This is a genomic window from Flavobacterium sp. LM4 (assembly GCF_002017935.1).
In the GTDB taxonomy this organism is placed as follows: domain Bacteria; phylum Bacteroidota; class Bacteroidia; order Flavobacteriales; family Flavobacteriaceae; genus Flavobacterium; species Flavobacterium chungangense.
In genome coordinates this window covers 717,807-738,828 of sequence record NZ_MUFW01000001.1, presented here as the reverse complement: position 1 = coordinate 738,828, position 21,022 = coordinate 717,807, and the positions used below count along the sequence as shown (strand labels likewise).

General features: G+C 33.9%; 22 protein-coding genes. 16 read left to right on the top strand and 6 right to left on the bottom strand.

The window, feature by feature from the left end:
- Positions 1–218 precede the first annotated feature (218 nt).
- The 6 genes from BXU10_RS03390 (at position 219) to BXU10_RS03365 (ending at position 6,096) form a co-directional block, all read left to right on the top strand.
- On the top strand, positions 219–596 hold the full coding sequence (locus BXU10_RS03390) for a hypothetical protein (protein WP_223255383.1): 378 nt from the start codon (positions 219–221) through the stop codon (positions 594–596).
- 95 nt (positions 597–691) lie between these two features.
- Positions 692–2,887 (top strand): TonB-dependent receptor, encoded by a 2,196-nt coding sequence (locus tag BXU10_RS03385; protein WP_078226095.1) that lies wholly within the window; start codon positions 692–694, stop codon positions 2,885–2,887.
- Positions 2,888–2,980: 93 nt separating this feature from the next.
- Positions 2,981–4,579: a PepSY domain-containing protein gene (locus BXU10_RS03380; RefSeq protein ID WP_078226094.1), complete on the top strand. Its 1,599-nt coding sequence runs from the start codon at positions 2,981–2,983 to the stop codon at positions 4,577–4,579.
- Positions 4,580–4,818: 239 nt separating this feature from the next.
- A complete protein-coding gene (locus BXU10_RS03375; RefSeq protein WP_078226093.1) occupies positions 4,819–4,998 on the top strand; it encodes a hypothetical protein in 180 nt (59 codons plus the stop codon).
- Positions 4,999–5,009: 11 nt separating this feature from the next.
- The gene (locus tag BXU10_RS03370) at positions 5,010–5,303 is read left to right on the top strand and encodes a hypothetical protein (RefSeq protein ID WP_078226092.1); all 294 of its coding nucleotides are present in this window, start codon (positions 5,010–5,012) and stop codon (positions 5,301–5,303) included.
- Positions 5,304–5,367: 64 nt separating this feature from the next.
- Positions 5,368–6,096 carry a hypothetical protein gene (locus BXU10_RS03365; protein WP_078226091.1) on the top strand — a complete coding sequence of 243 codons (729 nt, stop codon included), beginning with the start codon at positions 5,368–5,370 and terminating at the stop codon, positions 6,094–6,096.
- Here the strand turns inward: BXU10_RS03365 and BXU10_RS03360 are convergent.
- Positions 6,093–6,749, bottom strand: coding sequence for an RNA methyltransferase (locus BXU10_RS03360; protein ID WP_078226090.1), 657 nt, complete (start codon positions 6,747–6,749; stop codon positions 6,093–6,095). The genes BXU10_RS03365 and BXU10_RS03360 overlap by 4 nt on opposite strands.
- Positions 6,750–6,838: 89 nt before the next feature.
- Complete coding sequence (locus tag BXU10_RS03355; RefSeq protein ID WP_078226089.1) at positions 6,839–7,282, bottom strand: hypothetical protein; 444 nt, start codon at positions 7,280–7,282, stop codon at positions 6,839–6,841.
- 179 nt (positions 7,283–7,461) lie between these two features.
- Here BXU10_RS03355 and BXU10_RS03350 point away from each other — a divergent pair, with 179 nt between their 5' ends.
- From BXU10_RS03350 to BXU10_RS03330, 5 genes are all read left to right on the top strand, one after another.
- Positions 7,462–8,772, top strand: coding sequence for a BNR repeat-containing protein (locus BXU10_RS03350; RefSeq protein ID WP_078226088.1), 1,311 nt, complete (start codon positions 7,462–7,464; stop codon positions 8,770–8,772).
- 14 nt (positions 8,773–8,786) lie between these two features.
- Positions 8,787–9,488, top strand: a complete 702-nt coding sequence (locus tag BXU10_RS03345; protein WP_031456137.1) for an NAD-dependent deacylase — start codon at positions 8,787–8,789, stop codon at positions 9,486–9,488.
- The gene (locus tag BXU10_RS03340) at positions 9,485–10,177 is read left to right on the top strand and encodes a sterol desaturase family protein (RefSeq protein ID WP_078226087.1); all 693 of its coding nucleotides are present in this window, start codon (positions 9,485–9,487) and stop codon (positions 10,175–10,177) included. Before BXU10_RS03345 ends, BXU10_RS03340 begins: the two co-directional genes overlap by 4 nt.
- 77 nt (positions 10,178–10,254) lie before the next feature.
- A complete protein-coding gene (purB, locus tag BXU10_RS03335) occupies positions 10,255–11,601 on the top strand; it encodes an adenylosuccinate lyase (protein ID WP_078226086.1) in 1,347 nt (448 codons plus the stop codon).
- 279 nt (positions 11,602–11,880) lie between these two features.
- Positions 11,881–14,118 carry a cation:proton antiporter gene (locus tag BXU10_RS03330; RefSeq protein WP_078227900.1) on the top strand — a complete coding sequence of 746 codons (2,238 nt, stop codon included), beginning with the start codon at positions 11,881–11,883 and terminating at the stop codon, positions 14,116–14,118.
- Positions 14,119–14,241: 123 nt separating this feature from the next.
- On the opposite strand, the gene BXU10_RS03325 is transcribed toward BXU10_RS03330, so the two are convergent.
- Together BXU10_RS03325 and BXU10_RS03320 are read right to left on the bottom strand one after the other, a co-directional pair.
- A complete protein-coding gene (locus tag BXU10_RS03325) occupies positions 14,242–14,880 on the bottom strand; it encodes a peroxiredoxin (RefSeq protein ID WP_031456141.1) in 639 nt (212 codons plus the stop codon).
- Positions 14,881–14,988: 108 nt separating this feature from the next.
- The gene (locus BXU10_RS03320; protein ID WP_078226085.1) at positions 14,989–15,900 is read right to left on the bottom strand and encodes an AEC family transporter; all 912 of its coding nucleotides are present in this window, start codon (positions 15,898–15,900) and stop codon (positions 14,989–14,991) included.
- Between the two features lie 105 nt (positions 15,901–16,005).
- Between BXU10_RS03320 and BXU10_RS03315 the strand changes: the two genes are divergently transcribed.
- The 5 genes from BXU10_RS03315 (at position 16,006) to meaB (ending at position 19,590) form a co-directional block, all read left to right on the top strand.
- On the top strand, positions 16,006–16,572 hold the full coding sequence (locus tag BXU10_RS03315; protein WP_078226084.1) for a Crp/Fnr family transcriptional regulator: 567 nt from the start codon (positions 16,006–16,008) through the stop codon (positions 16,570–16,572).
- A gap of 60 nt (positions 16,573–16,632) precedes the next feature.
- Complete coding sequence (locus tag BXU10_RS03310; RefSeq protein ID WP_078227899.1) at positions 16,633–17,121, top strand: hypothetical protein; 489 nt, start codon at positions 16,633–16,635, stop codon at positions 17,119–17,121.
- A gap of 128 nt (positions 17,122–17,249) precedes the next feature.
- On the top strand, positions 17,250–17,657 hold the full coding sequence (locus tag BXU10_RS03305; RefSeq protein WP_078226083.1) for an Rrf2 family transcriptional regulator: 408 nt from the start codon (positions 17,250–17,252) through the stop codon (positions 17,655–17,657).
- A 59-nt stretch (positions 17,658–17,716) separates the two neighbouring features.
- Positions 17,717–18,358 (top strand): NAD(P)-dependent oxidoreductase, encoded by a 642-nt coding sequence (locus BXU10_RS03300; protein ID WP_078226082.1) that lies wholly within the window; start codon positions 17,717–17,719, stop codon positions 18,356–18,358.
- 143 nt (positions 18,359–18,501) lie between these two features.
- On the top strand, positions 18,502–19,590 hold the full coding sequence (gene meaB / locus BXU10_RS03295; RefSeq protein WP_078226081.1) for a methylmalonyl Co-A mutase-associated GTPase MeaB: 1,089 nt from the start codon (positions 18,502–18,504) through the stop codon (positions 19,588–19,590).
- A 35-nt stretch (positions 19,591–19,625) separates the two neighbouring features.
- On the opposite strand, the gene BXU10_RS03290 is transcribed toward meaB, so the two are convergent.
- Complete coding sequence (locus BXU10_RS03290) at positions 19,626–19,856, bottom strand: hypothetical protein (protein ID WP_078226080.1); 231 nt, start codon at positions 19,854–19,856, stop codon at positions 19,626–19,628.
- Positions 19,857–19,999: 143 nt separating this feature from the next.
- A complete protein-coding gene (locus BXU10_RS03285) occupies positions 20,000–20,791 on the bottom strand; it encodes a hypothetical protein (protein ID WP_078226079.1) in 792 nt (263 codons plus the stop codon).
- Positions 20,792–21,022: the final 231 nt, after the last annotated feature.

The following is a 21,022-nucleotide window of genomic DNA, read 5'->3' as shown; positions in this document are numbered from 1 at the left end:
AGTTTACACTAAAAACTGAAAACTGAGACTGAAAACTAAACTACAAGTTAGCGTTACAATTTCGATACAAACTGGAAACTGTGATTGCGACTAAACACTGAAAAATATCTCCGGCTACTTTTGTAATTGGAGATATTTTTTTTGCAAAATGACAAAAAATCATACTATTTAAAAATAATAAAAATGTATTTTTGCAATCGAAAACAAAGAAACAGCTCTTGAAAAAGTTACTCATCATATTTCTTTCCTGTATGCTTTTAGTGCCATCATTTGGCAGTTTCTTCGTTTATACTTCATTTAAATTAAATCAGGAAGAAATTTCAAAAACGATTTGTGTACAGCGAAAAATGATCTTTAATTCGTGCAACGGCCGATGTGAACTTCAAAAAAGTCTGAAGAAATATGCCGACAACGAAAAAAAGATGCAAAACAACCTGAAAGAAAAAGGAGATGTTGTTTATATTAAAAATACACCTACAGCTAATTTTAAATTAGTTATACCTATCGCATCAGCAGCACAACTTTTTGCTTCTTTTGATGCGAAACCTATTTCGGTTTCCAATAGTACTTTTCATCCTCCATCCTATTTTATATAAGTTTTAGTACACTTTTCAATTCAAAACTGAAAAGATTTTTCTTGTCTCGATGTCAGGAAAATAACATGCTACTTTTAAAATTTATATAATTTAAAATGAAAAAAATATACTTTACCCTACTCATCATAGGGCAATGTGTTCTTGCACAAAATGAAGTGAAACAGGACACAATAAAATCTCAGGAACTCGAAAATGTTTTTATAACTGCCAATCGTACTGCTACTTTACGTAAAGAAACGCCTGTTGCCATTAGCAAATTAACGGCAAAAACAATAAACGAAACCAAAGCTACAGCCGTTTATGAAATCATAAACAAAACACCTGGGGTTTTAATGGTCAATTTAGGAAACGAACAGCACATGATGTCGGTTCGCCAGCCTATGACCACCAATGCATACTATTTATATCTGGAAGACGGATTACCAATTCGACCAATGGGAATCTTTAATCACAATGCTTTATTAGAAATCAATCAGTTTAATCTCCAAAGCATTGAAGTCGTTAAAGGTCCGGTTTCTTCTTTATATGGCCCGGAAGCTGTGGGTGGAACTATCAATTTAATTTCGCTAAAACCGCCTGTTAATCCTGAATTTAAATTTGGAGTTCAGGCAGACAATTACGGTTACAGAAGATTTCAGGCTGCTGGAGGAGCAACAATTGGAAAAGTTGGTTTTCATATTGCCGGAATATCCAGTTTACAGGAAAACGGCTGGATGACGTACTCTGATTATAACAAAGACAATCTGAATGCGAGAATCGATTATAACATCTCCCCTTCTACCCGATTGATCAGTAATACCATGTACGGAAAATATTATTCAGACATGAGCGGAAGTGTTAATGAAGAAGCCTTTAACAATAGAACCTATAAAAGCACAACCGATTTTACTTACAGAAAATCTGATGCTTTACGAACAAGATTAACTTTAGAACACGATTGGAACGGTAATTCAAGTAGTTATATCACAGGATATTTACGTGATAACAAACTAGGTCAAAATCCTACTTATGGAATTAAATGGAATCCAGATCCTACTAAACAAGACCCTTATTATCCTTCTCAAAAGAATAACCCTGAAATTGCATACGGAGAAGTCAATTCAAACAATTTTAAAAGTTATGGCGCAACCGGACAACATATTCAAAAATTTGATTTTTTAAACACTAAACTTGTTGCCGGAGCTTTATATGATTATTCTCCCGTAACTTATTGGGCATATAGAACAGATTTACGTGCTATATTAAATCCTGGTGAAATTGCAAAACAAACTGTCGAGCATTATGAAGTTATAGAAGAAAGACCTGATTTAAAGATAGCAGATTATTCGGCAGATATTTTCAACACCGCAGGCTTTGCACAATTGAGTTTTAATCTATTTGAAGAATTAGTTATCACGGTTGGTAGCCGTTACGACAACATGAAAGTGGATTACGAAAACACTTTAGACAATTCTACCGGAAGCAAAGTTTATGATAAAATGACTTTTAAAGCCGGAGCCAATTACAATCCGTTTGAATTTGCAGGTCTTTATGGCAATTATTCACAAGGATTTGCACCTCCGGGAATCACTTCTATCTTCAGAACAAAACCTGGCACTGGAGGAACAACAGGCGTACCAGCTGACTTTTATTATAATCTCGAACCTGCAACTTTCAACAACTACGAAGTGGGCGGATGGCTTTCTTTCCTTCAGAATAAATTAAATTTTGATTATGCTTTCTATTATATGGAAGGAAAAAATGAGTTATTAAACATCAAACTTCCGGATAATTCTACTGATTATCGCTCGGCAGGAGAAACCCGTCATAAAGGAATTGAATTTGGAGTATCCTACCGCCCTTCAAAAGAATTTAATTTACGTCTTGGCGGAACTTATGCACAACATAACTATATTGACTTTAAACTTTCAGACAAACCATCTGATCCGATTCAGAATTTAAACGGAAAAGAAATGTCTGCAGCGCCAAGATGGTCCGGAAATTCAGAAATAAGTTATTACCCAGACTGGCTTCCCAACTTCAGAACTTCTATCGAATGGCAACATGTAGGCAGTTACTATCAGGATCAGATTAATACCGTAAAATATGATGGTTACAATTTATTCAATGCCAGAATTGGGTACCAATGGAAAAAAATTGAAATCTACGGAAATGTCATGAACCTAACCGATAAATTATACGCTTATAACGTTTCGAGAGCAAACACAACAGGGGCGCAGCCAACTTATACAGCAGCAGCACCAAGAACATTTGTATTCGGAATACAATATCATTTTTCACTAAAAAAATAAGTATTAGAAGCTAATCCCGCTCTACGCTATATCTTTTGTGGCGAACCCCGCCACAAAAGGATATCGCTTCGATCGGGGCTAAAAAACGGAACAATGAACAAAGAAATAACAGCCAAAAAATCTAAAAAGAAAGATTCGAAATTCATAAAAAAAATCAAACAGCACATGTACCAATGGCATCGTGTAATTGGTTTAATCACCATTATCCCTGTTATCTTCTGGACATTATCCGGTTTGATGCATCCGTTTATGGCGCATTTTTTCAAACCCGAAATCGCACATGATAAAATCGAACAGCAAATCATTCCTAAAAATCAACTGAAATTTTCTATTCAGGAAGTACTGAAGCAAAATTTTATCAAGGATTTCAAAAATTTCCGGATCGTTCAATTCAACAACAGCACTTATTATCAGGTAAAAATGATTGCCGGTGATTTACTGTATTTTGATACTTCAAATGCAAAAAAAATCGAAAATGGAGATCAAAAATATGCCGAATGGCTTTCAAGATATTTTTTGGATGATCAAAAAAGCGCTCTAAAAAACAGTGAAATTGTAACCGAATTTACTTCACAATACAAATATGTAAATCGCTATTTACCGGTTTACAAATTTACTTTTGATCGTGAAGATGAAATGCAGGTTTACGTTGAAACCTCATCTGGCAAACTCGCTACTTTCAATCCAGCTTCAAGACAATGGTTTATTTGGTTTTTTGACACTTTTCATAATTGGTCCTTTGTAGATGCCATTTCAAACAACAGTGTCCGAATTATTACCATGATTTTTCTACTATCAATTATTGGTTTTTCTGCACTGAGTGGAATTTTAATTTACGGTTTACTATGGAAACAGTTCAAAAAAACGGATAGTGTACAACCTAAAAAAGGACTTCGAAAATACCATCGCCAAATCGGGATCTGGGTTTCACTTTTCACTTTGACTTTTGCTTTTAGCGGTGCGTATCATGCCACTACAAAATGGTCACCCTATACCTTATCCCAAATGGTTTACGAACCGACATTTTCAACCAAGGAAATTCCCAGAGCAAATAATAAGCTTGATTTAGACTGGAGCCGTTTTCAAAACATGAGTATTATTACACTAAACGACACTACTTATTATCGTTGTCAATTGGCTGAAAAAGAAACAAAAAGACACAAAAAACCAAAATTAGATTCTAAATGGAACAAAAAAGATGATAAAAAATCTGAAGTCGTTTACATCAACGCAACTACAAATAAAATTGCGCCAAACCTGGATTTAGAATATGCAGAATTTTTAGCTTATTATTTTACCGATGGGGCACCAAAAGCTTCGTGTTGCGAAATGATTGACACGTCAGAAGATGATTCTGAGCCTTCATTTGAAAATATAAAACTATTAGAATCAAAAGTTTTAACTGATTTTGAAAGCAGGGAATATGGTTTTGTAAACAAAAGACTGCCGGTAATAAAACTGGCTTATGATACACCTGAAAAAACAACTTATTTCATCGAAACTTCAACTTCACGATTGGCAGCTGTTGTTAAAAATGCTGATAAAGTGGAAGGATATTCGTTTGCAATTTTACATAAATTTTTATTCATGGACTGGGCAGGAAAAAACATTCGGGATCTGACCATGGTTTTGGCGGCATTGACCATACTAATTGTTAGTATACTTGGGTTTATTTTGTTTTTAAAGAAGTAGTACACAAATCGAGCGATGAAAAGGATGATTTAATTTATGCCAAACCAAGTTGAAAAAATTTAAGACAACACAAACAAACACCTGCAATTTTAAAAAAGTTGTAGGTGTTTTTATTTTACAAAAATTTATAAAATTCAAATTATTTGTTTAATTCAGATACTAACATTAAAAAAACATCAATAATTTCAAAATTGATAGAAAAATAACTCATTTTAGTTATCTTTATTAAAATAATTCATATGAAAAAATTATCACTTATATTGTTAATTGCCTTTGTCTTTACTTCCTGTTTACGCCTTGAAAACAATTCCTGGGAAGAAAATCAATATAAACCAGTAGTCCTTCAAAGAAGTGTTTTTGAAAAATCTATTGTATTAGAAAACCCCAAACAATTAATAAGTCTGGAAAAATTTATATAAAAGGAGACTTAATGTTTATTAATGATGTTAACAAAGGATTTCATGTTTACGATTATTCAGATCCTAAAAATCCTGTCCGTTTACAATTTATAAAAGCACCGGGAGCAACAGATCTTGCTATAATTGATGATGTTATTTACATTAATCAGGCTGTAGATTTGGTAACGATAAAGTACAATTCTGCCACAAAAAAAATTGACATTACGAATAGGAACAAAAATGTCTTTCCGCAAAAAAAATCACCAAATGGTTTTTCTGGAAATCCCCGTGAAAATGAAATCATAATTGACTGGAAAACTAACTAATCGATTTTATTATCAGTCCGCTATTCTAAAATTCAAATATCGAATTTTTAAACTACCACTTAAAATGAAAAAAATTATATCTTCATTAATTGTTTTATTTTTAATTAGCTGCTCCGATTCGGATTCATCAGGAAGTGGCGAAATTGGTCAGGGAGGTTCTCTTGCCGTTTTTGCTATAAAAGGAAATTATCTTTATAGTGTGGATGAAATGAAACTAAATGTTTTTTCTTTAATCGACAAAGAGAAACCGGTAAAAGTCAACGAAATTCCAATTGGTTTTAATATTGAAACCTTATTTTCTTATGGTGAAAATCTATATGTTGGATCCAGAAATGGAATGTTTATTTATTCTATCAAAAATCCTGAGAACCCTACTAAATTATCAGATGTCCAGCATTTTACTGCCTGCGACCCGGTAATAGCCAACAACACTCATTCTTTTGTAACTCTAAATTCAAATACTTTTTGTGGAAACAATATTAATGTCTTACAGGTCTATGACACAAAAGACCTTAAAAATCCAAAATTAATACATAGCAGAACATTAGCTCACCCTAAAGGAATTGGCTTTTTTAATACCGATTATTTATTGGTTTGCGACGACGTCATAAAAATATTTAATATTCAAAATCCTGCTGAACCCGTATTGGTTCATTCGATAGACAAAGAATGTTTTGATGTAATAATTAGAAATAATACTCTATTTGCAATTGGAAATAACGGAATTTATCATTACGAATTAAACTCCAACAACATAAAAGATGTAAAATTACTAAGCGAAATACATTTCTAATGCTCCTCGTAATAGCGAGCTTCAATCCGTTTAATATCTTTAATCGAATTTCTTGCCCAGGACAAACGTTTTTCTAAAATTTCTTGTTCTGATAATTGCCAATTGATATCTGAATTTCGTAATCTGTTGGTTAAATTCTGAATGATGATCGCTGCCGAAACCGAAATATTCAAACTCTCTGTAAAACCAACCATCGGAATCTTTAGAAAACCATCTGCTTTGTCTAATATTTCCTGAGAAAGTCCGTCGCGTTCTGTACCAAAAAACAATGCGCTAGGCTTTGTAATATCAAAATCTTCCAGCAGACAGTCATTTTCATGAGGTGTTGTTGCTATAATTTGATAACCCTGATTTTTTAAAGTTGAAATGCAAGTAGCAACCGAATCAAATTGATTGATATCAACCCATTTTTGAGCGCCCATAGCAATTTCTTTATCGATCTTTTTTCCGTAACGCTGCTCAATAACATTTAATTCCTGAATTCCGAAAACCTCACAGCTACGCATTACCGCACTCGTATTATGCATCTGAAAAACATCTTCAACAGCAATCGTGAAATGTTTGGTACGATTCGCCAAAACATTCAAAAATCTCTCTTTGCGGTTATCTGTTAATATATTTTCAAGAAATACGAGGTAATCTAAATCAATCATTTTGGTTTTGTTTGGCGCAAAAATAATAAAAAAATCAGGTAAGAAGATTATGCTTTTTGAGGTTTAAGAAATCAACTTAAAACCATAAATCAGTGAAAGTTTTCATCAAATAAAGGCAAAAAACCTTTTATCGATTCGTTACTCGTAAAAAATGCAATTTCGGTTAGTTTCATTCGTGTATAATCAGCAAAAGTTTTTATTATCATTATATTTTTCTTTTCATCATAATACCCCACAAGGTTCTCCCACTGTTTTACTTTAGTTGGCTCAAAATTTCCAATAAATTCGTTTCTCAATTCTTCAAATTGAGTATCAAGATACCCTACCGTTTTAGTAAAACTTACATCTAATAATAAAGAATCTTTTTTTGAAAATGAAAAATATGCGGTTTCTGAATCACTGATTAATTTCTTTTGAACAAAAGTTTTATCTGTAATTGTTTTTCCAAATTTATTCTGAACTTTATAATAATTGACTTTTAGCTGACCAAAAGAAAAATTACAAACTATTAGCAAAATCCATACTGTTTTCATTTTCTGATTTTAATGTGAAGCTAAAATAGCTATTTCCTTTTAAAAATTTCTTATTTGATTATATATGAAGTTCGAATCTTAATTTTCTTTAAGAATAAAACTGGTATGTTTTAATTCGTACTATTCCTAAAATCGGTTATTTTTACTAATTACTAACTACCTCATAAAAACAACCTTTAATGAACAAGCAATTTTATAAGAGCTTTTTTTGCACCTTATTCCTAACCCTTTTTGCCTGTGCAACAAAATCATCAAAAGAAATTCCAGTTGGATATGGCTGGAGCAATAATTCTGTTAATACCGTTAAATTCAGAAAAAATGCTGTAACTACTTTTAAAAATTTTCAGTTTACAGCATATTATGATGATAGTGGCGCATTAATTTTAGCCAAAAGAAAACTAAATACCAACTCATGGGAAATTTTAAAAACTGATTACTCCGGCAATGCAAAAGACGCTCATAACAGCATTAGTATTGCTGTAGACGGAGATGGCTTTTTACATGTAAGCTGGGATCATCATGACAACAGACTGCGATATGCGAAAAGTAAATTACCGCTAAGTTTAGATTTAGGTAATGAAGAATCAATGACCAATATTGCAGAAGAAAAAGTAACGTATCCTGAATTTTACAATCTACCTAACGGGAATTTATTGTTTTTCTATCGTTCAGGTTCTTCGGGAAGAGGAAATATGATTATTAATTCCTATTCTTTGAAAGACAAAAAATGGTCACAAATTCAAAGCAATTTATTAAACGGCGAAGATAAAAGAAGTGCTTACTGGCAGGCAAAAGTAGATGAAAAAGGCACAATACATCTGTCCTGGGTCTGGAGAGAAAGCTGGGATGTTTCGACGAATCACGACATCTGTTATGCCCGCTCTTTTGATGGCGGTTTGATTTGGGAAAAATCAAATGGAGAAAAATACAATTTACCCATAACTGTCGCATCTGCAGAAATTGCCTGGAAAATTCCGGAAAAATCGAGTTTAATCAACCAAACTTCGATAACGGCAGATAAAAACGGAAATCCTTATATTGCGAATTATTGGAGTGAAAACAATATTCCGCAATTTCAGATTGTTTATTTAGAAAATGGTAGCTGGAAAAAATCGAATACAGGTTTCAGACAAACTTCTTTTTATTTAGGCGGCGGCGGTACCAAAAAAATCCCGATTTCAAGACCCGATTTATTGATTAAAGAAGAAGGGAAAAATCGTTATTTGTACCTTCTTTTTAGAGATAGCGAAAGAGAAAACAAAGTTTCAATGGCTTACACAAATTTAAGCGAAGACAGTAATTGGAAAGTAACAGATTTAACCACAACCTCAATAGGCGAATGGGAACCTAATTATGATATTTCACTTTGGGAAAAGCAAAAAAAACTTCATATCTTTCTTCAGAATGTAAATCAGGTTGATGGCGAAGGTATGGTAAAATCAGAACCGACAATGGTACGAATATTAGAAGTGAATCGATTACCCAAATAATTGCAATACAAAAAATGAAAAAGAAATTAGTGGTTCTTACAGGGGCCGGAATAAGTGCTGAAAGCGGCATCAAAACATTTCGTGACAGTGACGGATTATGGGAAGGTCATGACGTAATGGAAGTAGCAACTCCCGAAGGATGGCATAAAAATCAGGAACTGGTTTTGGATTTTTACAATAAAAGACGACAACAGCTTAAAGAAGTCGAGCCAAATTTAGGACACAAAATTTTAGCCGAATTAGAAAAAGATTTTGATGTTTACATCATCACTCAAAATGTTGATGATTTACACGAAAGAGCCGGAAGTTCCAAAGTTTTACATTTGCATGGAGAATTACTAAAAGTCAGAAGTACCAAAAATCGGGATTTGATTTTAGACTGGACAGAGGATTTAGCAACCGGAGATCTGGATGAAAACGGACACCAGCTCCGTCCGCATATTGTGTGGTTTGGCGAAGATGTTCCGGCACTTGAAGAAGCCATTGCCATAACGGAGACCGCTGATTATTTTGCTGTAATCGGAACTTCTCTTCAGGTTTATCCTGCTGCAGGGTTAATCAGTTACACCTATAGCATTACGCCGGTTTTCTACATTGATCCGAAGCCAATTGCAATTCCAAATATTAGAAACAAGGTTGAAACAATCGCAAAATTTGCTTCAGAAGGAGTAGCTGATTTGAGAGAAAAATTATTGAATTTAGAAAAGACAAAATGATTTTTGAAAGCTGGCTGCAAGAGTTATCCCAATTTAATCTGGCTTCTGTGACTGTTTTTTTTCTGATTGAAAACTTGGTTTTAATCTATATCTCAGTTTTAATCGGAAGAATAATTGAGCCTGAAAATACCGTTTTAAAAAAGTCAGACCGCAAATGGGTCTTTTCGACCCTGATTTGCAATACGTTTATAACAATATTGGGGTTCGAATTGTACCGTTTAGGAATCTTAAAAATAGATTTTTCAGCATCAATTGCATCTCTATTCTTTGATACATTACTGCTGATCATTTTGATGGACTTTTTTATGTTCTGCTTTCATTTTCTGGCGCATCGCTTAAAATGGTTCAACCCAATTCACAAACTTCATCACACCCATGTTGACACTAATGTTTATAGTCTTTATGTCCTTCATCCAATTGAAACTTTAGGATTCGGTTTTATCTGGCTGTTTTTAATTACGCTTTTAAAGTTAAATTATTTGAGCATCATTATTTACCTCATTTTAAATTTATCGTACGGAATATTTGGTCATTTAAAGACAGATATATTTCCGGATTTTTGGTACAGAAATGCTTTTACAAAATGGATTTCGACTACAAAATTTCATAATGACCATCATAAAAATGAATCCCGTAATTATGGTTTCTATTTCACTATTTGGGATAAAATTTTCAAAACCATAATTTAAACCATAATATAGCTTCAGTAATTTTCAGAAGTTTTAACAATACCTTATATTTGCACCTTTCGAAAAACAACATAACGATGACTACTCTAAACGAATTGAATGCTATATCCCCAATTGACGGAAGATATAGAAGTAAAACCCAAAATTTAGCACCTTTCTTCTCTGAAGAAGCTTTAATAAAATATCGTGTATTAGTTGAAGTTGAATACTTTATTGCTTTATGTGAAATTCCACTACCACAATTACAGGGCATTAATTCAGATTTATTTGAAAGTCTTCGTAATATCTACAAGAGTTTCTCTACTGAAGATGCGCTTTGGATTAAAGAAACTGAAAAAGTAACCAACCACGACGTAAAAGCGGTTGAATATTTTATCAAAGATGCTTTTGAAAAATTAGGTTTGTCACAATACAAAGAGTTCATTCACTTCGGATTGACATCTCAGGATATTAACAATACTGCTATCCCGCTTTCTACAAAAGAAGCTTTTGAAAAGGTTTACATGCCTTCTTTAATTTCTTTGATTTCTAAATTGAAAGAATTAAGTGTTGAATGGGCAGCTATTCCGATGCTGGCACGTACACATGGGCAGCCTGCCTCTCCTACCCGTTTGGGAAAAGAAATTTTGGTTTTTGTAGAGCGTTTAGAAGAGCAGATGCGTTTGTTGTTCAACATTCCGTTTGCAGCAAAATTTGGTGGTGCAACAGGAAACTTCAACGCACATCATGTAGCTTACCCACAAATTGACTGGAAACAATTCGGAACTAAATTCGTAGAAACCGGTTTAGGTCTACAACATTCATTTCCAACTACTCAAATTGAACATTACGATCATTTTGCTGCTTTTTTTGACGGCTTAAAAAGAATCAACAATATCATTATCGACTTAGATCGTGATATCTGGACGTATGTTTCAATGGATTATTTCAAGCAAAAAATCAAAGAAGGTGAAATTGGTTCATCGGCAATGCCACATAAAGTAAACCCTATTGATTTTGAAAACTCAGAAGGAAACTTAGGAATTGCAAATGCTATTTTCGAACATTTGGCTGCTAAACTACCAATCTCAAGATTACAGCGTGATTTAACTGACAGTACTGTTTTAAGAAATATTGGAGTTCCTGTAGGACACACAATCATTGCTTTTGAAGCGACTTTGAAAGGCTTGAACAAGTTACTTTTAAACGAAAGTAAATTTGCCGAAGATTTGGAACGAAACTGGGCAGTTGTGGCTGAAGCAATTCAGACTATTTTACGTCGCGAAGCGTATCCAAATCCGTATGAAGCTTTAAAAGGGTTAACCAGAACCAATGAAGCTATTGATAAGAATGCAATTCATAATTTTATTGCAACTTTAGAAGTTTCTGATTCTGTCAGAGCAGAATTAATGCAGATAACTCCTAGTAATTACACAGGAATTTAAAGAAAACCTAAAATATTTTGTCAAAAAAAGCTATCTTTATCGGGATAGCTTTTTTTATTTAATACGGAATCTAGTCCAGATTACTTCACTTAACTTTTATTTTTATAGGAGTTCAGTAAATTCCATTTTAAATGAAAAGCCTTTTGTAAAAAAACATATTTTTTTTAGATACAGAGCGCCCAACGGAAGCTCCTGGAGCTGTTTAAAAATAGGTGTTTTGAACAAAAGCTTGGAATGGAAATCTGGATTAAGCTCCTGAAAAAAATACCGCCTTTTTATATGATTGCCTTAACCGCCACTGCCGAAACTACACACCACTTACAACCTTTAATTAGTGATCTGGGATTAATCCTGATGACTGCCGGAATTGCTGTACTTATTTTTAAAAAAATGAAACAGCCATTGGTTTTGGGATACCTGATTGCAGGTTTTTTAGCCGGAAACCATTTTGACTTTTTTCCTTCGATAACTGATATGAAAAGTGTTGAAGTCTGGGCTGAAATTGGAGTTATCTTTTTACTTTTTAGTTTGGGACTCGAATTTAGTTTTAAGAAGCTAATGAAGGTTGGCGGAACCTCATCTGTCACTGCTATAACGCAGATTGCATTCATGACACTCATTGGTTATTGTGTTGGACAATGGATGGGTTGGGGAAAAATGGACAGTATTTTTCTTGGGGCGACGCTTTCGATTTCTTCTACAACAATTATCATCAGAGCGTTTGACGAATTAGGTGTTAAAGGAAAAAAATTCGTTGGAATTGTTTTCGGAGCTCTGATTGTTGAGGATATTGTTGCGATTTTAATGCTTGTTTTGTTATCTACTATCGCTGTAAGTAATGAAGTATCAGGTGGAGAACTATTACAATCTGTCTTAAAGCTAATTTTCTTTTTAATTATTTGGTTTTTGGGCGGAATCTTTATTATTCCAACCATTCTAAAAAAAACCAAACATCTTTTAACAGATGAAATGCTGCTCATCATTTCACTGGCCATGTGTTTGATGATGGTGATTTTTGCTGCAAATGTTGGATTTTCTCCTGCTCTTGGGGCTTTTATAATGGGTTCTATTATTGCAGAAACTACTCAGGCAGAAAAAATTGAACATTTGATTCAGCCTGTAAAAGACTTATTTGGAGCCGTTTTCTTTGTATCTGTAGGGATGTTAATTAATCCGGTAACATTAGTTGATTTTGCACTTCCTGTTTTGATTATCACGCTGGTAACTATTTTTGGAAAAGCATTCAGTTCTTCATTTGGCGCATTATTATCAGGCCAGCCTTTGAAACAATCTGTACAAACGGGAATGAGTCTGGCGCAAATTGGAGAATTCTCTTTTATCATCGCCACACTTGGTATGACACTTAAAGTTACAAGTGGTTTCCTGTATCCTATAATTGTAGCCGTTTCTGCCATCACAACCTTTACCACACCTTTTTTAATTAAATATTCTGAATCGTTTGCGTTAGCTTTAGAACAAAAAATGCCGAAAAAATGGGTAAAAAACATTAACCGTTACAGCGTAAATGCTCAGGCAATTAAATCCGTAAGTACCTGGCAGATTGTGTTGCGCTCTTCGATAACCCAAATTATTCTTCATACCATAATCATTACCGCAATTGTTTTATTATCATCCAAATTTGTAGCGCCTTTAGTAGCCGATACACGTTTTGGAAATACATTGGCAGCTTTATTAACTTTGGTTATAATCGCTCCATTTTTATGGGCACTTTCCCTGCGTCGTGTCAAAGTTGAAGAGGTTGAAAGATTATGGGAAGAACGCAAATATCGCGGGGCTCTCTTGATGCTTATTTTAATTAGAATGAGTTTGGGATTATTTTTCGTTGGATTTTTACTGAATATTTTCTTCTCTCCCCTAGTCGCTTTTATTGCATTGATAATTGCGATTGGAGCTTATCAAATTTTTCCTAAAAAATTAAACGAACAATATCATAAAATCGAAAATCACTTTTTGAAGAATTTAAATGACCGCGAAAACAAAAAGATAGACAGAAGATATGCCAATTTAATGCCCTGGGACGGTCACATGTCTATTTTTGATATTGGAAAAGAATCGAACCTTGCCGGAAAAACATTAGAAGAATTACGTATTAGAGAATCAATGGGAATTAATATTGCGTACATCAGACGTGGAGAAGTCACAATTCCGATTCCGACTAAAACCGAACGTTTATTTCCAGGAGACGAAATTTCAGTAATTGGTACCGATGCACAAATTACTGAGTTTACTAATTATTTGAACCAGAATGAAATTGAAGCTGCTAAAAATGTAGAAGAATCTGAAGTCGTACTGCGTCAGCTGGAAGTTTCTAATGAAGACTTTATGGAAAAAAGCATTGGTCAGTTTAGAGGAAAAACCGGGGGAATGGTGGTTGGAATCGAAAGAAACGGAAACCGAATCCTAAATCCTGAGTCCAGTTTGATTTTACAGCAAAATGATATTATCTGGGTAGTTGGTGACAAGAAAAAGATGGCTGAGTTGCTAAAAACCCACTAAGAAGCTCAGATACTAAGTTGCTAAGTTTTTCCTAATGACAATAAACTTATAAGGTGCTAATTTTCCAATATTATGATCTTGGAAAATTAGCACCTTAGTATCTTAGAAGCTCAAAAAAAAAGCTTATTTATTTGGCTGTGGTGTCAAACGTAAATACGGTTTGATTGGTGTATGTCCTTTTGGGAATTTTGCCGGAATATCACTATCCGGAACTGCCGGTGAAATCACCACATCCTGACCATCTTTCCAGTTAGCCGGAGTTGCCACGCTATAATTTGCCGTTAACTGTAAACTATCTATTACACGAAGTAACTCATCGAAATTCCTTCCTGTAGAAGCCGGATACGTTAAGGTAAGTTTGATTTTTTTATCAGATCCAATTACAAAAACAGAGCGCACTGTAAATTTATCGCTTGCATTTGGGTGCAGCATATCGTATAAATTAGCTACTTTTTTATCTTCGTCAGCAATAATTGGAAAATTAACTGTTGTATTTTGAGTTTCGTTAATGTCTTTGATCCACTCTAAATGTGACTGTAAACCGTCTACACTCAAAGCGATAACCTTTGTATTTCTTTTGGTAAATTCCGGAACATAATTCGCTACTGTTCCTAATTCAGTTGTACAAACAGGGGTAAAATCTGCAGGATGCGAAAATAAAACACCCCATGAATCTCCCAACCATTCATGAAAATTAATAGTTCCCTGTGTAGTTTCTGCCTGAAAATCCGGAGCTATATCGCCTAATCTTAATGTTGACATAATTATATTTTTTAGTTCCTCTAAAATTAACTAAAAAATACATTCAGAATACAATCATTATTTAAAAATTAGTTAAAATTCTATTTTCCCTATATAATTAATTCATAATCAAATTAAACTGACAATAAAGTACCAAATTGCAAGGGTTAGGAAAGAAACCGGAATCCCAAAACCAATCATCATGCTGCTTAATTTTGGTTTCAAACCATAAGTCGAAGCCAGAATCGCACCCGTAATCATGGGTGCCATAGCAGTTTCCATTATTGTAATTTTTATAGGTTCAGAATGCTGTTTGAAAATAAAAACGTATAAAACTAAAAGGACAAACGGAACCAGAATAAGTTTGAAGAAAAGTCCCAGACGTAAAAATTTCCAATGTTGGCTTTTACGATCAAAACTCAACTGTAATCCTACCGATAATAAAGCAAGCGGGGTTACAAAACTTCCTATTTTCAATAAAATAGATTGAATATTCAAATCTAAATCGTAGTCATATACATTCATTAAACAGGCCAGAACAAACATGATGAACGGAGGAAATAAGAGTATCTTCCTGATGATGCTCAACGTATCGGGACTCCCTTTAGAATAAAAAGCAGCTACAAAAACCCCTAATGTTGAAACCACTACAAATGTTCCGGGCTGATCTACCAAAACTGCTGTTTCTAATCCTTTTTTCCCAAACAAAGCTTCAATTATAGGATAACCTAAAAATGATGAATTGCTTAATCCAGCAGTTAAAATCAAACAGCCAATGAGTTTATTGGACCATTTTAATTTCTTTCCTAAAAAATGAAAAAACACAAATGCCAGAATAAAAGTAATCCAGCCCGCTCCTATTGGAAACAATAATTCATTGCTCCATTTAATTTTCGGAATATGATATAAGGTGATGGCAGGAAGACATAAATAAATGACAATTTTGTTTAAAACCTTGTAAGTATTAGACGGAAAACCTTTCACTTTTTGCAAAAGCAATCCTAAAAATAAAAAGAAGAATATTAAAATAAAGTTGTTCATATCAAAGCCTGAGCACAAAAGTAGGGATTTATTAACTGTTGAGTTGAACAAATTATAGCACTTCTTTAAGTTTTTTGTTACTTTTAATATATAACTATAAAAGTAATGCAGCAAATAAGAGACAATTTAGAACGAATGGCAAAACTCTCTGATGAAGACTGGAATACCTTTTCCTCAAAACTCACCCGTCAGGAATTTCCAAAGAAAACAACCATACTTAAAACCGGTCATGTTGAAAATTATCTTTCTTTTGTAGAAAAAGGAATCGTTAGATATTATGTCCCCTCTGAAAACAAAGACCTCACATTTACTTTTGGATTTGATGGCGAATTTGTAAGTGGTTATGATTCATTCATTACCAGATTACCCGCAAACTACACCGTAGAAGCTCTTGTAGACACAATACTTTGGCGTATCTCTTACAATGATCTCCAAGACATTTATACCGTGACCAAAATTGGTAATACAATCGGCAGATTAGCAAGCGAGGGATTATTTCTAAAAAAATCAAAAAGAGAACTGTCATTACTGAACGAGTCAGCAGAACAAAGATATCGTAATTTATTCACAGAACAACCTCAATTAATTCAAAAAATACCCCAAAAATACCTTGCATCCTATATTGGTATTACTCCACAAGCTTTAAGCCGAATACGAAAACGCATTTATTAACCCAAGTTCATTGTTTTAAGTTTCATTAGTATGCAACTTTGTATCATAAATCAAAAAGATATGGAAACCTTAATTGTGCTCTTTGGAGTTTTTACACTAACGCTACTTACTATTTTGCTTACAACCAAACGCCTTGAATTTAGATTTTCAGGCAGAGTTGCTATGGCACTCATGCTGGTATTTACAGCTGTAGGTCATTTTGTTTTTACGAAAGGAATGACAATGATGATTCCTTTTCTACCCTTGCCAAATGTAATTGTCATTTTTACAGGAGTTATAGAGTTAATTGCAGCAATTGGACTACTGTTCCGCAATACCAAAGTCCTAACGGGGAAACTGCTTATTTTATTTTTCATCTTACTGTTCCCTGCTAATATTTATGCCGCAATTCACCACATTAACTTGCAAACTGCCGACTATACAGGCAAAGGCATATCGTATTTATGGATTAGAATACCTATGCAGCTTCTTTTTATTACCTGGGCATATTTTTCGACTATAAATCAATCAAAAATCAAAATAGTCAATCAGGGAAATGTACATCCTTAAAATGAACGATTTACCCATTTTAGCTTTAGTTTCAATTTGTAGTTTTTAACTGTTATAAATTAATTTTTAGTTAAAATTAGTTTTTGTACTATAAAATGGCTTAAATTTGTAATATATTTTATTACAGTATGCTGTCAGGTAAATTTGCCATCTCGGTTCACATTCTTACTTTACTCACTAAATTTCCGAATGATTATTTGTCATCAGAGTTTATTGCAGGAAGTATGAACCTGAACCCTGTTTTGGTCCGAAAAGAAATTGCAAACCTAAAAGCACATCATATTGTAGAAAGCAAAGAAGGCAAAAATGGAGGGACAAAATTATCTAAAGCAGCTTCAAATATAACTTTAAAAGAAATATTTGAAATGACTTTTGAGAATATCGGTTTGGGTTATGCTAAAAATCAGCCTAATCCGGATTGTCCTGTTGGAAAAAAAATCAATCAGAATCTCGATGCACTATACGTAGAAATGAATCAGAAAGTCTGTGAGCAATTAGAAAACATTTCTCTGGAAGATTTTTCGACCCAATTTTAAAAACCATTTTTTTTAACTAAAACTGTAACTTTTTTTATTACTAAATAAATTTATATACTATGAAAATCGCAATTATTGGAGCTACAGGCTTCGTTGGAACAGCTATTTTAAATGAATTGGCAGACAGAAAACACGAAATTACAGCAATAGCCAGAACACCAAAAGACACCACAAATGCAACCTGGATCGCAGCAGATGTTTATGATGTTGACTCATTGGCAGAAACTTTAAAAGGTCATGATGTTGTAGTGAATGCATTTAATCCGGGTTGGACAAATCCAAACATTTATGATGATTCCATTAGAGGATCAAAAGCAATCCAGGCTGCTGTAAAACAATCTGGCGTAAAACGTTTCATCACAATTGGAGGTGCCGGCAGCTTGTTTGTGGCACCGGGTTTACAAGCAATTGACACTCCTGATTTCCCGAAAGAAATTTTTGATGGTGCAAATGCAGCGAGACATTATTTAGAAATTATAAAAGAAGAAAAAGAACTGGATTGGGCATTTTTTAGTCCTGCTTTTGAAATGCATCAGGGAACCAAAACCGGAAGAACAGGAAAATACCGTTTAGGTCTGGAAAACCCTGTTTTTAATGATGAACAAAGAAGCATTTTATCTGTAGAAGATTTAGCGGTTGTGATTGCTGATGAAATCGAAACTCCAAAACACCATCAGGTTCGATTTACTGCTGGGTATTAATCAAATACAGATTTCACAAATTAGCATGAATTTAAAAGTGAGACAATTAATTCGTGTTTTAACAAAAAACAGTTTCCTAGGCAATTTTCTGCTTTTGAAACTGTTTTTGTTTTCAGTACTTTTACCATTCTAAAAAATGTGTTTTGCCAAGTTCAAATAAGCAGACCGGCAGTTTAAACGAAAAGGCTGGAATTTCATCTCCCGAAATCACCAATGCTTCGGCAATCAGCCAAATTAAAAACAAACGCAGGCAACAGCCATCCGCAGAAGAACTGATTTCAGGAATTCTTTCCGGAAACCGAACAGATCTAAGCCGTGCTATTACTTTAATCGAAAGCACAAATCCAGAACATAATGAAAAAGCAAATGAGGTTATTAAAGGATGTCTGCCTAAAGCTAATAAATCCATCCGAATAGGAATTACAGGAGTTCCGGGTGTTGGAAAAAGCACTTTTATTGAGGTCTTTGGAACTTTCCTGACGCAATTAGGAAAAAAAGTCGCCGTTTTAGCGGTAGATCCAAGTAGTTCTCTTTCTCACGGCAGTATTTTAGGGGATAAAACCCGAATGGAAGAATTGGTAAAAGATGAAAATGCTTTTATAAGACCAAGTGCTTCCGGCGAAACTTTAGGTGGTGTGGCTAGAAAAACCCGTGAGTCTATTATCCTTTGTGAAGCTGCAGGTTTTGATACAATTATTATTGAAACGGTTGGTGTTGGTCAAAGCGAAACAGCCGTTCACAGTATGGTTGACTTCTTTTTATTACTCAAAATTTCCGGTGCCGGTGATGAACTTCAGGGAATCAAACGTGGTATTATGGAAATGGCTGATGCAATTGTAATCAACAAGGCTGACGGAGACAATATCAAAAAAGCAAATTTGGCCAAAGTTGAATTTAACAGAGCCTTGCATTTATTTCCTTCCAAAAAATCAACCTGGCGGCCAAAAGTTACAACTTGCAGCGCCATAACTAAAGATGGTATTTCAGAAGTCTGGGAAACGATTTCTGAATATTTTGAAATAACTCATGAAAATGGCTTCTTTCAGGAGAAAAGAAAAGAACAAAATCAATTCTGGATGATGGAAACCATCAATGAACAGTTGAAATCAAATTTTTACAATCAGCCTGAAATTATTTCACAATTGGACCAAATTAAAAAAGCGGTACAAAATAATGAAATATCACCTTTTGCAGCCGCTCAGTTATTATTGGACAAGTATAAAAAAATGTAACCTTTTCTATTTTTCGTATAGAAAATTTTATTTTTTCAACGGATATTCCCTACAGAATTTTTAGCAGTATCGTGTTTGGTTTTCAGACGTCTTTTATCTAATGCAACACCAGCTTGAGTCTGTGTTTCTAATGTAGTTCTCAACTCTGAAGCCGAATTTGATTTAACTGTTTTTTCTTTTACATTTTTACTATCCTGAGCTTTTACGTTTGTTAAGCAGCACAATACGAATGCTGTTGTAAAAATTACTGTTTTAAAATTTTTCATGATGATTAAGTTTTAATATTTTAAAATAGATAAACAAAGCTCCTTTTTTGTTACCCCTGTTGGAAGAAAAATATTTGTTTTTAAAATAAAAAAAGCTGCAAAAAGAAAAATAGCACCTTTTGCAGCTCCAAGGATTATTTGTTTTAACGAATATTGCCAACGGAATTTTTAGCTGTATCGTGTTTGGTTTTCAAAACACCTTTTTCTATTATAAAAGCCATTCTGACCTGAGTTTTTAAAGTATCTTTTAGTCCCGAAGTTGCTTTTTCGACAACAACGAAACTCAATTCATATTCGCCATCTGCCAGGTCAAACACCGTTTGATTTTGGTTATCCTGAATTTTTAAAATAGTATTTTCAGAATCAGGTGTTTGTGCCTTTCCAGTACGAGCATAAGAAGCTGCTGCCGCTCCTCCTCCAGCTCCAGCTAAATTGCCAACACTGGAAACCGCAGCCGAAATAATAGAACCACCCGGCATAGCACCTCCCAATAAAGAAGCTCCCTGAGACACAGCATTCCCAGCCGCATGCAAACCCTGATTGACTTTTTCGCCAAAAGTCGCGACTTCACTTTTGCTCAGTTCGGTTATACTTTTATTTGCTGTATTGACTTTGTATCCTTCACTTGAAGAAAATAAAACGATACATCCTCCTTCTACTAATGTTACATTTATTTTACCTGAATTTACTTTCTCTCCAAAAGTTGCTCCCTGGGTTTGTTTGGCAACCGTAACATTCATCGAAATCCTGTTTGGCATTCCATTATTTATACCATTTATACTGCTTTTTTGTGCAGATACATCCAAAGTGCTTTCTGAAACCGAACCGGATTTAATCGCTTTTTCCTTAACAACTTTACCTTCCTGTGCTTTTACATTTGCTAAACAACATATTATAAATACTGCTGTAAAAGTGATTGTTTTAAGATTTTTCATATCGATTTAGTTTTAATCATTTATAAACAGATAAACAAAACTCATTTTTTGTTACCTCATTTTGCCTTCATAGAAACACATCATAAGAAACTAAAAATCAAACCATTAAAGTTACGACAATTTCACATAAATTGTGATTTTGTTATTATTTAAAATTCAGGCAATAAAACAAAAAAGCTGCTAAAGAAGAAATTCATCTTTAGCAGCTTTTCATTATCAAAATGAGTTGCA

Bases quoted from the DNA above. Each gene is read 5' to 3' on its own strand.
- BXU10_RS03360 (WP_078226090.1), bottom strand. From the start codon at position 6,749: ATGATTGATTTAGATTACCTCGTATTTCTTGAAAATATATTAACAGAT.
- BXU10_RS03300 (WP_078226082.1), top strand. From the start codon at position 17,717: ATGAAAATCGCAATTATTGGAGCTACAGGCTTCGTTGGAACAGCTATT.
- BXU10_RS03285 (WP_078226079.1), bottom strand. From the start codon at position 20,791: ATGAAAAATCTTAAAACAATCACTTTTACAGCAGTATTTATAATATGT.
- BXU10_RS03340 (WP_078226087.1), top strand. From the start codon at position 9,485: ATGATTTTTGAAAGCTGGCTGCAAGAGTTATCCCAATTTAATCTGGCT.
- BXU10_RS03380 (WP_078226094.1), top strand. From the start codon at position 2,981: ATGAACAAAGAAATAACAGCCAAAAAATCTAAAAAGAAAGATTCGAAA.
- BXU10_RS03330 (WP_078227900.1), top strand. From the start codon at position 11,881: ATGATTGCCTTAACCGCCACTGCCGAAACTACACACCACTTACAACCT.
- purB (WP_078226086.1), top strand. From the start codon at position 10,255: ATGACTACTCTAAACGAATTGAATGCTATATCCCCAATTGACGGAAGA.
- BXU10_RS03305 (WP_078226083.1), top strand. From the start codon at position 17,250: ATGCTGTCAGGTAAATTTGCCATCTCGGTTCACATTCTTACTTTACTC.
- BXU10_RS03325 (WP_031456141.1), bottom strand. From the start codon at position 14,880: ATGTCAACATTAAGATTAGGCGATATAGCTCCGGATTTTCAGGCAGAA.
- BXU10_RS03370 (WP_078226092.1), top strand. From the start codon at position 5,010: ATGTTTATTAATGATGTTAACAAAGGATTTCATGTTTACGATTATTCA.
- BXU10_RS03315 (WP_078226084.1), top strand. From the start codon at position 16,006: ATGCAGCAAATAAGAGACAATTTAGAACGAATGGCAAAACTCTCTGAT.
- BXU10_RS03350 (WP_078226088.1), top strand. From the start codon at position 7,462: ATGAACAAGCAATTTTATAAGAGCTTTTTTTGCACCTTATTCCTAACC.
- BXU10_RS03345 (WP_031456137.1), top strand. From the start codon at position 8,787: ATGAAAAAGAAATTAGTGGTTCTTACAGGGGCCGGAATAAGTGCTGAA.
- BXU10_RS03290 (WP_078226080.1), bottom strand. From the start codon at position 19,856: ATGAAAAATTTTAAAACAGTAATTTTTACAACAGCATTCGTATTGTGC.
- BXU10_RS03355 (WP_078226089.1), bottom strand. From the start codon at position 7,282: ATGAAAACAGTATGGATTTTGCTAATAGTTTGTAATTTTTCTTTTGGT.
- BXU10_RS03365 (WP_078226091.1), top strand. From the start codon at position 5,368: ATGAAAAAAATTATATCTTCATTAATTGTTTTATTTTTAATTAGCTGC.
- BXU10_RS03320 (WP_078226085.1), bottom strand. From the start codon at position 15,900: ATGAACAACTTTATTTTAATATTCTTCTTTTTATTTTTAGGATTGCTT.
- BXU10_RS03310 (WP_078227899.1), top strand. From the start codon at position 16,633: ATGGAAACCTTAATTGTGCTCTTTGGAGTTTTTACACTAACGCTACTT.
- BXU10_RS03375 (WP_078226093.1), top strand. From the start codon at position 4,819: ATGAAAAAATTATCACTTATATTGTTAATTGCCTTTGTCTTTACTTCC.
- BXU10_RS03385 (WP_078226095.1), top strand. From the start codon at position 692: ATGAAAAAAATATACTTTACCCTACTCATCATAGGGCAATGTGTTCTT.